This window comes from Massilia cavernae (genome assembly GCF_003590855.1).
GTDB classification, from domain to species: Bacteria; Pseudomonadota; Gammaproteobacteria; order Burkholderiales; family Burkholderiaceae_D; genus Telluria_A; species Telluria_A cavernae.
On sequence record NZ_QYUP01000104.1, the window covers coordinates 1 to 11,358 of the forward strand.

The 11,358-nt window shown below is 64.1% G+C and carries 9 protein-coding genes; all 9 read right to left on the minus strand.

Annotated elements, in window-relative coordinates:
- Positions 1 to 2,364: diguanylate cyclase domain-containing protein (locus tag D3872_RS10630; RefSeq protein ID WP_119810753.1), on the minus strand; the 2,364-nt coding region annotated here is incomplete at its 3' end.
- Between the two features lie 248 nt (positions 2,365 to 2,612).
- On the minus strand, positions 2,613 to 4,892 hold the full coding sequence (locus D3872_RS10635) for a YgiQ family radical SAM protein (protein ID WP_119810745.1): 2,280 nt from the start codon (positions 4,890 to 4,892) through the stop codon (positions 2,613 to 2,615).
- A gap of 160 nt (positions 4,893 to 5,052) precedes the next feature.
- Positions 5,053 to 5,343: a DUF4404 family protein gene (locus D3872_RS10640; protein ID WP_119810746.1), complete on the minus strand. Its 291-nt coding sequence runs from the start codon at positions 5,341 to 5,343 to the stop codon at positions 5,053 to 5,055.
- Between the two features lie 12 nt (positions 5,344 to 5,355).
- Positions 5,356 to 5,568, minus strand: a complete 213-nt coding sequence (locus D3872_RS10645) for a VF530 family protein (RefSeq protein ID WP_119810747.1) — start codon at positions 5,566 to 5,568, stop codon at positions 5,356 to 5,358.
- Between the two features lie 104 nt (positions 5,569 to 5,672).
- A complete protein-coding gene (locus D3872_RS10650) occupies positions 5,673 to 6,071 on the minus strand; it encodes a hypothetical protein (protein ID WP_119810748.1) in 399 nt (132 codons plus the stop codon).
- Positions 6,072 to 6,226: 155 nt separating this feature from the next.
- On the minus strand, positions 6,227 to 8,383 hold the full coding sequence (locus tag D3872_RS10655) for a M3 family metallopeptidase (protein WP_229459265.1): 2,157 nt from the start codon (positions 8,381 to 8,383) through the stop codon (positions 6,227 to 6,229).
- A gap of 63 nt (positions 8,384 to 8,446) precedes the next feature.
- Positions 8,447 to 10,585 (minus strand): M3 family metallopeptidase, encoded by a 2,139-nt coding sequence (locus tag D3872_RS10660; protein WP_229459266.1) that lies wholly within the window; start codon positions 10,583 to 10,585, stop codon positions 8,447 to 8,449.
- Positions 10,586 to 10,732: 147 nt separating this feature from the next.
- Entirely contained in the window at positions 10,733 to 10,936 is a 204-nt protein-coding gene (locus D3872_RS10665) for a SlyX family protein (RefSeq protein WP_119810751.1), read from the minus strand.
- A gap of 43 nt (positions 10,937 to 10,979) precedes the next feature.
- Positions 10,980 to 11,358, minus strand: a 379-nt coding sequence (locus tag D3872_RS10670) for a DUF4214 domain-containing protein (protein WP_119810752.1), incomplete at its 5' end; no start/stop codon positions are given.

Below are 11,358 nucleotides of genomic sequence, written 5' to 3' on the forward strand. Positions count from 1 at the left end.
GTGCTCGAACCAGCGCTCGTAACCCTCGGCCTCGCGCTGGAATTCGAGCGGCGACTGGTTGACGCTGACCTGGAAATCCGGATGGTGCTCGTTGCGCCAGCGGCGCGCCCAGCGCGCCGACTCGCGAAACATCCACTCGCCGATCTCGTTGATCAAGCCGCTCGCCTCGGCCAGCGGGATGAACTCCAGCGGGCTGACCAGGCCGCGCTGCGGATGCTGCCAGCGCACCAGCGCCTCGGCCTTGTGGATGCGGCCGCTGCGCAGGTGCACGATCGGCTGGAAGTACACGCGCAGCTGGTCGCCCTTGATCGCGCCGCGCAGGTCGTTGGTCAGGCGCATGCGGTTGAGCGCCGCCACCTGCAGCGCCGGCGTGAAGTAGCTGAAGCGGTTGCGGCCCGCGCCCTTGGCCGCGTACATCGCCTGGTCGGCGTGCTTGAGCAGGTCGCCGACGCCGGCGGCGTCGTCGGGGTACAGCGTGATGCCGATGCTGGCCGACACGAAAGCCTGCTCCTGCCCCAGCGCGAACGGCGACTGCAGCACGTCGAGAATCGACTGGGCGATCATCGCCACCCGTCCCGAATCGTCCAGCCCCGCCAGGATCACCGTGAACTCGTCGCCGCCCAGGCGCGCCACCGTGTCGGTCGCGCGCACGCAGCTGCGGATGCGCTGGGCCGCCTCGATCAGCAAAATGTCGCCCTGGTGGTGGCCGAGCGTGTCGTTGACCTCCTTGAAGTGATCGAGGTCGATGAACAGGATCGCAGTGCGGTTCCCCTCGCGCTGGCTCTTGGCGATGTCCTGCTCGAGGCGGTCGTGGAACATGCGCCGGTTCGGCAGCTGGGTCAGCGTGTCGAAGTTCGCCTGCTGCCAGATCATCGCCTCCGACTTCTTCTTTTCGGTGACGTCCTCGATCATGCACAGGTGATGCGGATGGACCTGAGACTCGGTTTCGATGGCCGCCACCGACATGTCGATCCACACCACCGAGCCATCCGGCCGCAGCAGGCGCGCGGTGGCCTTCTCACCCGCCGGCGCGGCGGCGCCCAGCTTGCCGAGGCGGGCCACGTCGCTGGCCGCATCGTCCGGGTGCACGAAATCGGCCCAGCTGCCGCGCCGGATCTCGTCGAACGAGCGGCCGGTGATCTGGGCGTAGCGCGGATTGACGTCCTTGAACTCGCCGGTGGCCGAATCGATCAGCGCGATACCCATCGGCGCCTCCTCGAACATGGTGCGGAAACGGCGCTCGCCCTTGCGGATGGTCTCTCGCGCGCGCTTGCGTTCACGCGCCAGCAGCCAGAAGTGGATCGCCGCGCCGCCCAGCATCACCGCGGTGGCCGCCGCCAGCACCCGGAACAGCCAAGTCACGTGCATTGGCGGATCGGGACGGTACAGGAAGCCGTCGAACGCGACGTTCCTGGGCAGCATGCCCAGGTCTGCGTAGATGTCGGCGATGTGGCGCCAGCGGTCGGGATTGGTGTAGCCGAGTTCGACCAGCATCGGCTGTACCAGCGGCACCATCTGGCGCGCCTCGAACAGCAAGTGGCGGCGGTCGTTGCGGCGGGTGTACTTGGCCAGGATAAGGTCGGCGATTTCCTCGTGGTGGCTCATCGCATACGCCCAGCCCTTCAGGCTGGCGGCGCGGAAGGCCTTGACCCGCTCCGGATGCGCCGCGATCTCGCGTTCGCTGGTGAACAGGTTATCGCCATAGAAGTCGATGCCGGCCGCGCGCGGGCTGAACACATCGTAGACGAAGCCGATGCGGTCCAGGTAATCAGGCTCGTTGGTGACATAGGCCGACATCGCATCGACCCTGCCGTCGGCCAGGTCGAGCGGATTGAAGCTGTGGTCGACGCGCAGCAGGCTGGAAAGCGGGATGCCCTCCTTCTTGAGATAGGCGGCCACCTCGTCGGCCTGGGTCAGCTCGTCGGTCAGCGAGCCGATCATCACGCGTGTGCCGACGATGCTGTGCAGGTTGGTGCCTTCGGCGCGGCGCGGCAACAGCAGCACGTAGGGCGAATGCTGGAAGATCGTGCCCAGCACCACGACGGGCTTGCCGGCCAGCCGGGCCAGCAGCAGGCTGCTGCTGCCGACGCCGTACTCGGCCTTGCCGTCGAGGACACTGCGTTCCGGCTCGTTGCCGTCCCTGCCCTCGAGGATGCGGACCGACAGGCCGGCGTCGCGGTAATAGCCTTTCTCGACGGCGGCGTAATAACCGGCGAACTGGAACTGGTGAAGGTGTTTGAGCTGTAGTGTCACCTGCTCCAGCGCCTGGGCCGGCAGCGCCGCGAGGGCGAGCGAAAGCACGGCAACCCGGCGCAGGTTGGCGAGGGCGGCAATCGTCCTATCGGCCAGACACAAAGAAGTCATCGAAAGAGCGCGCAAATACGCATGCGCCAAGGCAATACATGCGTGAGATTGTACGTAAATTCGACTTCAGCCGTAGAAAAACAATAGTCACCGTGCCTGCGAACAACGTTCCGTATATTCTGGAAACAGAAAATCGGGGACAGACCCCAGCATCGGGGACAGACCCCAAACGCGGGGTCTGTCCCCGATGCTGGGGTCAGCGTGACCCGGTCTGTCCCCGATCTACCGATCTAAGGGAACGTGAAGCGTTACTTCCTGCCTGGACGGGCGCCCTTCGCGGCCGCGGCCGGTTTGGCCTTGGTCTTGATGGTCGAAAGGATCGACGGGCGGACCTTGCTTTCCGGCGCGACGAACGGCGTCGAGGTCGCGCCGCGCGGGACGTTGCGCTTCTGCGGCTGGGCGAACTTGTCGGCGCGGCCGATGCCGCGGCGGCCATCGCGCAGCGACGGCGTCACGTCGTCGATGCTGCCGCCAGGCGCCGGGATCAGGTGCTTCTCGGTGTTGCCGATCAGGTCGCCCCGGCCCATGCTGGCCAGCGCCTCGCGCAGCAGCGGCCAGTTTTCCGGATCCTGGTAGCGCAGGAAGGCCTTGTGGATGCGGCGGATCTTGCCGCTGCGCGCGGTTTCCACGACTTCCGAATCCTCGGTCACCTTGTGCAGCGGATTCTTGCGGGTGTGGTACATCGTCGTCGCCATCGCCATCGGCGTCGGCGTGAAGGTCTGCACCTGGTCCAGCTGGAAGTTGTTTTTCTTCAGCCACAGCGCCAGGTTCAGCATGTCTTCGTCGGTCGTGCCCGGGTGCGCAGCGATGAAGTAGGGGATCAGGTATTGCTTCTTGCCCGCTTCCAGCGAGAACTTGTCGAACATGCGCTTGAACTCGTCATAAGCGCCGATGCCCGGCTTCATCATCTTGGTCAGCGTGTTTTCTTCGGTATGCTCGGGCGCGATCTTCAGCAGGCCGCCCACGTGGTGGGTCACCAGTTCCTTGACGTATTCCGGCGAACGCACGGCCAGGTCGTAGCGCAGCCCCGACGAAATCAGCACCTTCTTGATGCCCGGGATGGCGCGCGCCTTGCGGTACACCGAGATCAGCTTGCTGTGGTCGGTGCCCAGGTTGACGCAGATGCTCGGGTACACGCACGACAGGCGGCGGCAGCTTTCCTCGATCTTCTTGTCCTTGCACTGCAGGCGGTACATGTTCGCGGTCGGCCCGCCCAGGTCGGAAATCGTGCCGGTGAAGCCCTTGGTCTTGTCGCGGATATGCTCGATTTCGCGCAGGATCGACGGTTCCGAACGGCTCTGGATGATGCGGCCTTCGTGCTCGGTGATCGAGCAGAAGGTGCAGCCGCCGAAGCAGCCGCGCATGATGTTGACCGAGAAGCGGATCATTTCCCACGCCGGGATGTTGGCTTTGCCGTAGCTCGGGTGCGGGGCGCGCGCGTACGACAGGTCGAACACGCCGTCCATTTCGTCCATCTGCAGCGGCAGCGGCGGCGGGTTCAGCCACACGTCGCGTTCGCCGTGCGCCTGCACCAGCGCGCGCGCGTTGCCCGGGTTCGATTCCAGGTGGAACACGCGCGAAGTGTGGGCGTACATCACCGGGTCGTCCTTGACCACGTCGTAGGCCGGCAGGCGCACCACCGTCTTGTCGTGCTTTTCCTTGGCCAGGGCCTGGCGCTCTTCGCGCGTCATGATGCGGATCGGCTTGACTACTTCAGCTTCCTTGGCCTGCGCCTCGGTGGCGCAACCGGACTTGTCTTCCGGCGCCATCGCGTACGGGTCCGGATGCGCTTCCACCTTGCCGGGCACGTCGACGCGGGTCGAATTGTGCACCGACCAGTCGTCGCCCGGCAGCCAGCCGGCGGGAACCATGAAGCCGGTGCCGCGCAGGTCGCGGATGTCCTTGATGTTTTCGCCCGCATTGAGGCGGTGCGCGAGGTCGACGATCGCGCGTTCGGCGTTGCCGAACAGCAGCAGGTCGGCCTTCGAGTCCGGCAGCACCGAGCGGCGCACTTTGTCGGACCAGTAATCGTAATGCGCAATACGCCGCAGCGAGGCTTCGATCGAGCCGATGATGATCGGCACGTCCGAATAGGCTTCGCGCGCGCGCTGGGCGTATACCGTCACGGTGCGGTCCGGGCGCTTGTTGGGCTCGCCGTTGGCGGTGTAGGCGTCTTCCGAACGGATCTTGCGGTCAGCCGTGTAGCGGTTGATCATCGAGTCCATGTTGCCGGCGGTGATGCCGAAGAACAGGCGTGGCTTGCCGAGCGCGCGGAATGGGTCGGCCGAATGCCAGTCCGGCTGGCTGATGATGCCGACGCGGAAACCCTGCGCTTCCAGCACGCGGCCGATCAGGGCCATGCCGAAGCTCGGATGGTCGATGTAGGCGTCGCCGGTAACGACGATGACGTCGCACTGGTCCCAGCCGAGCTTGTCCATCTCCGCACGGGACATGGGCAGGAAAGGCGCGGCGGAAGCGCGGCTAGACCGCTTCGGGACGGTCGCAAACAGGTTGGTTGGGGAGCTCATTGGCCGGTATTGTACCGGAAAACAGGTGCCGGAACCGGGTGCAGGCAATTTTCCGCAGCCATCCGGATGCAGAAAATTCCTTAAATTTCAACCACTTGTGACGAGATTGTCAAAGTTGCAGGTAGTCCATGCAACTCTGCCATCCGGATGTCCTGACGCCTCAGATCCCCATGTTCTGTAGCATCTTCCCCAGCTCCCTCAGCGCCGGTTCCAGCTTCGGATGCTGCACCGCGAACTTGGCCGTAATCTCCTGCGTGCGCTCGGCCAGCCCATACGGCCCGGGTCCCTCCTCGTACTCTTCCTCCGCGCGACGCTCGAGCAGGTTCTTGATGTCTCCGTCAAGCTGGCGCAGCAGTTCCTGCAGTTCCTCGTCCACCTCCCCGGTATGCGCCAGGTCGGTGTGCAGGTTCTTCAGGTGCTCCTTCAGGTTCGATGCATCGTCGTTCAACATGTCGGTCTCGCTCTAGTTGGTGAAACGCGTTCTCAGGTACAAGTCCTCGACTTCCTTGCGCGCCCATGGCGTCTTGCGCAGGAACTTCAGGCTGGACTTGATGCTCGGCTCGCTGATGAAGCAATTAATTGCGATCCGCTTGCCCAGCTCCTCCCAGCCGTAATGCTCAACCAGCCGGGTTAGTAATGATTCTAAAGTAATACCGTGTAATGCCTGAACACTCATTGCCGCTGCTTTTCCTGTGAATGGGTTGCGAGAAAGTCTATACCGGACTTATACACCGAATTCGCTAGCCCAGCCACGAATCCGCGCCACCTCGTCGCTGGCGCTCATTCTGGCAGCGGCGCGAGGTCGGGCTCGACGAAATGCTGGCGCGCGTCGTCGCTGTTGATGCGGGCGTCGGAGTAATGCAGCGCCAGCGCGGCGCGCGCATTGTGCATCAGCGCCTGGTTAGCGTTGACGAACTGGTACCAGCTCAGGTTGCGGTCCGTTGCGCCGCCGGCGCGCAGCAGGTGCAGCAGGGCGACCGTGATCGTATGGTGGAACTTGGAGGTGGCGCCGAGATGGGTGGCGTAGGCGCGGATACCGCGGCAGGTGCCTTCGACGGCGCCGTCGAAGTCATGGCGCTGGAGGTGGATCCAGGCGAGGCGGATGTGGCCAGCGTGGTTGAACTGGTCGGGCGGGAGGGTGCAGGCAGTGAAGCTGCGCAGGAAGTCGTCGTCGGTCATGGGGTGAAGCATAAACCCGCAGGGCGTAGACAGGTCAAGCGGTATCGACGATAAAAAAGTAGGGCGGATAAGCGGAATGCGCATCCGCATGTTTGCGTCTCGTTGACGCTGGCACGCGGATGCGCTTTCAGCTTATCCGCCCTACGTCCTTCTGCTTAGTTTGCGGTCAAACCACGGCGATCGAGCAGCGGCTCGATCTTGGCATCGCGCCCACGGAACTTGCGGTACATTTCCATCGCGTCCATGGTGCCGCCTTTCGACAGCAGCATCTTGCGGAAGTAGTCGCCGTTCTTGCGCGACAGGCCGCCGTTTTCCTTGAACCATTCAACCGTGTCCGCGTCCAGCTTCTCGCTCCACAGGTAGCCGTAGTAGCCGGCCGAATAACCGCCCGCGAAGATGTGCGAGAAGTAGGTGGTGCGGTAGCGGGTCGGCACCGGCGAGAAGTCGACGCCGGCATCCTTCATCGCGGCCGCTTCAAACGCCAGCACGTCGGTCGGGACCTGGCCCGCGCCCACCTGGTGCCAGCGCTGGTCCAGCAGCGACGCCGCCAGGTATTCGGTGGTGCGGAAGCCTTCGTTGAACTTCTTCGAGGCGATCACCTTGTCCAGCAGCTCTTTCGGCATCGCCTCGCCGGTCTTGTAGTGCTTGGCGTAGTTCGACAGCACTTCCGGATACACCGCCCACATCTCGTTGACCTGCGACGGGAACTCGACGAAGTCGCGCGGCACGCGGGTGCCGGCGAAGCGCGGGTACTTCACGTCCGAGAACATGCCGTGCAGCGCGTGGCCGAACTCGTGGAACATCGTGCGCAGCTCGTCGTAGGTGAGCAGCGTAGGCTCGCCCGCGGCAGGCTTCGGAATGTTCAGGTGGTTGCCGATGACTGGCTTGGTGCCCATCAGCTTCGACTGCGATACATAGGCGTTCGCCCATGCCCCGCCGCGCTTGTTGCTGCGGGCGTAGAAGTCGGCGACGAAGATCGCCAGCTGCTTGCCGTTGGCCTCATACACGTCGAACACGCGCACGTCAGGGTCGTACACCGGCAGGTCCTTGCGCTCCTTGAACGTCAAGCCGTACACCTTGGTCGCGGCGTAGAACACGCCGTTCTGCAGCACGTTGTCCAGTTCGAAGTAAGGGCGCAGCTGGTTCTGGTCGAAGGCGAAGCGCTGTGCGCGCACCTTGTCGCTGTAGTACGACCAGTCGTGCGCCGCCACCTGGAAACCGCCATTTTCGGCGTCGATCATCTTCTGGATTTCTTCCGCTTCCTTCTTCGCGTTGGCGACCGCCGGCTTGGCGAATTCGGCCAGCAGCTTGTTGACCGATGCGGTGTCCTTCGCGGTCTGGTCTTCCAGCGAGTAGGCGGCGTGGCTTGCGTAGCCGAGCAGCGCGGCGCGTTCGGCGCGCAGCTTGGCCAGCTTGACCACGGCATCGCGGTTGTCGAATTCGCCGCCGCGGCTGCCGCGGCTCATCGACGCTTCGATCAGGCGCTGGCGGGTGGCGCGGTTGGTCAGCACCGACAGCGGCGCCTGGCCGGTGGTGTTGGTGACCGGGACCACGAACTTGCCTTCCATGCCGCGCGCCTTGGCGGTCGCCGCCGCCGCGTCGATGGCGGCCTCGGACATGCCTGCCAGTTCGGCGCGGGTGTCGACCACCAGTGCGGCCGCATTGGCTTCCTTCAGTACGTTCTGTGCGTAGGTCGTCGACAGCGACGCCAGTTCGGAGTTGAACGCCTTCAGCTTTTCCTTGTCGGCGGCGGACAGCTTGGCGCCCGCGCGCACGAAGTCGGTGTGATAGCGCTCGAGCAGGAACTTCGATTCAGCGTCCAGCTTGAGCGTGTCGCGCTTGTCGTACAGGGTCTTGATGCGCTTGTAGAGCTTTTCATTGAGGCGGATCGCGTCGCTGTGGGCCGACATCTTCGGCGCCAGGTTCTTGGCGATGGCCTGCATGCCGTCGTTGGTGTTGGCGCCGTTCAGGTTGCCGAACACGCTGCCGACGCGGGCGAGCAGCTTGCCCGAGCGTTCCATCGCCACGATGGTGTTCTCGAAAGTAGGCGCCTTCGGGTTGTTGGCGATCGCCGCCATTTCCAGCGCTTCCTGGCGCATGCCTTCGGCGAAGGCCGGCTCGAAGTGCTCGTTTTTGATCTTGTCGAAAGCCGGGTACTGCAGCGGCAGGGAGCTGGCGCGCGCGAACGGGTTGGACGGGTCGAACGCCGCGGCGGAAGGGGTGGCGGCGGTTGGTGCGGCGGCTGGGGCGGCGAAGGCCGCGTTGGCCATCGCCAGGCTGGCGGCGATGATCAGCATTTGTGGACGGTTCATGTTTGTCTCTTTCAGTAAAGATAAAAGCGGCGCGGCCCTCGTGAGGCCGCGCCGCAGCGCTTCTTATTCGCCGGTCAGGCCGCGGCGTTCGAGCAGTGCTTCGATCTTGGCGTCGCGTCCGCGGAAGTTGCGGAACAGGTCCATCGCATCGGCCGTGCCGCCGCGCGAGAGCAGGGTCTTGCGGAAGTGGTCGCCGTTCTTGCGCAGCAGGCCGCCGTTTTCCTTGAACCATTCAACCGTGTCCGCGTCCAGCTTCTCGCTCCACAGGTAGGCGTAGTAGCCCGCCGAATAGCCACCCGAGAAGGCGTGCGAGAAGTAGGTGGTGCGGTAGCGCGGCGGCACCGGCGCGAAGTCGACGCCCGCATCCTTCAGCGCGGCCGCTTCGAAGCCCAGCACGTCTGTCGGCACCTGAGAAGGCGTCATCTGGTGCCAGCGCTGGTCGACCAGCGACGCGGCCAGGTATTCGGTGGTGATGAAGCCCATGTTGAACTTCTTCGATGCGACCACCTTGTCCAGCAGTTCCTTCGGCATCGCCTCGCCGGTCTTGTAGTGCGTGGCGTAGTTGGCCAGCACTTCAGGCCAGATCATCCACATCTCGTTGACCTGCGACGGGTACTCGACGAAGTCGCGCGGTACGTTGGTGCCCGAGAAGCGCGGGTACTTCACGTTCGAGAAGATGCCGTGCAGCGCGTGGCCGAATTCGTGGAAGGTGGTCTTCACTTCGTCGAAGGTCAGCAGGGTCGGCTCGCCGGCCGGCGGCTTCGGGATGTTCAGGTGGTTGGCGACCACCGAGTGGGTACCCATCAGCGACGACTGCGACACGTATTCGTTCATCCATGCGCCGCCCTGCTTGTTGCTGCGGGCGTACATGTCGGCCAGGAAGATGGCGATCTGCTTGCCGTTAGCGTCGAACACGTCGAACACGCGCACGTCCGGGTTATACACCGGCAGGTCCTTGCGCTCCTTGAACGACAGGCCATACAGCTTGTTCGCGGCGAAGAACACGCCCTTCACCAGCACGTTATCGAGTTCGAAGTAAGGCTTGAGCTGGTTCTCGTCGAAGCTGTAACGCTCGGCGCGCACCTTGTCGGTGTAGTAGGCCCAGTCGTGGGCCGCGACCTGGAAGCCGCCTTTCTCCGCGTCGATCACCCTTTGCAAATCGGCCGCTTCCTTGCGGGCGTTATTCACGGCCGGCTTGGCCAGCTCGGACAGCAGCTTGTTGACGGCGGCGGTGTCCTTGGCGGTTTCGTTCTCCAGCGAGTAGGCGGCGTAGTTCGGGTAGCCGAGCAGCGCGGCGCGTTCGGCGCGCAGCTTGGCCAGCTGGATCACTTCGTCGCGGTTGTCGAATTCGCCGCCGCGGCTGCCGCGCTGCATCGACGCGGCTTGCAGGCGCTCGCGGGTAGTGCGGTTGGTCAGCACGGCCAGCGGCGCCTGGCCGGTGGTGTTGATCAGGGCGATCACGTATTTGCCTTCCAGGCCGCGCGCCTTGGCCTGTTCGGCCGCGGTGTTGATGGCGGCGTCGGTCATGCCTGCCAGCTCTTCGCGGGTGTCGACCACCAGGCCGAGTGCATTGGTTTCTTTCAGCACGTTCTGGGTGAAGCTGGTTTGCAGGACGGCGATCTCGCCGTTCAGCGACTTCAGTTTTTCCTTGTCGGCGGCCGACAGCCTGGCGCCGGCGCGCACGAAGTCCTTGTTGTAGCGGTCCAGCAGGTGCTTCGACTCGGCGTCCAGGCCCAGCTTCTCGCGCTTGTCGTACAGCGACTTCACTCGCTGGTACAGCTTCGCGTTCAGGAAGATGGCGTCGCTGTGGGCGGCCAGCTTGGGCGACATCTCGCGGTCGATCGCGTCCAGCTTGTCGTTGGTGTTCGCGCCCTGCAGGTTGGCGAAGGTGGTGGCCACGCGCGTCAGCAGCTGGCCCGCGCGCTCCATCGCGACGATGGTGTTCTCGAAGGTCGGCGCCTTCTTGTTGTTGGCGATCGCGTCGATCTCGCGCAGGTGCTCGCGCATGCCGGCGGCGTAGCCCGGCAGGAAGTGCTCATCCTTGATCTTGTCGAACGCCGGGTAGTGGAAGGGCAGCGTACTTACTTTGGCGAACGGGTTGGTCGCTTCCAGCACCGCGGCGGATGGCGCCTTCGGTGCGGCGTAGGAGACATTCACCAGCGCGAGGCTGGCGGCAAGGATAAGCATCTGGGGACGGTTCATGGCATCTTTCACTAGCGCTAAGGTAATGCTACCTGTGGGTAACAGGCAGCGCATGAGCGCTCGATCATAGCAGCATGGAACTCAGCCGTCACGGTGCAAAATGTATGCATGTGTTGCAACGGCGGCCTGTGTTGACAGGGCCAAAGGCTAGTAGTGCGGCGGCGGTTCGTTCAGCGGGCCGGGGCCGGATTGGGCGTTGGTGCGGATGTGTTCGGCAAGGCCGGCGACCATCGCTTCGAGCTGGTCGATGCGGCGGCTTTGCTGGTACACCATCTGGTTGAGCGATTCAACCAGGTCTTCCTGGTGCGCCAGCTTGATTTCGATATCGACGAAACGGTCTTCGTTACTCACTGGAATCCTCGCGGTAAAGCCGCCATTATGCCAGTGCGCGTCCTTACCCCTGCCACAGGGTGAAGTCGACGCCGTTGCCGATGACACCGATCACCTGGTCCTTGTTCTCGCTGCTTTCGCTGAAGGACATCAGGATCTCGGCGCGCGACACGTTGTGCTGCTCGATGGCCGCTACCCAGAAGTCGAAGCCGGCCTGGTCCAGCGGACGGTGCAGCACGTTCTGGTACAGCTTGTCGACAAACTGTGCGTTGCTCAGGTTGCTGCCGTAGGTGCTGGTAAATTCGGCGCTGCTGAGAAAGGCGTTGGCCACCGCCTGCATCGGCACGCCCTCGTCCAGCTTGGCTATCCAGAAGCCGAGGCCGACCTTGTCGGCCGCGCGCGCCAGCACCGCGCTGTACAGGCGGTAAGCCTGGCCGCCGGTG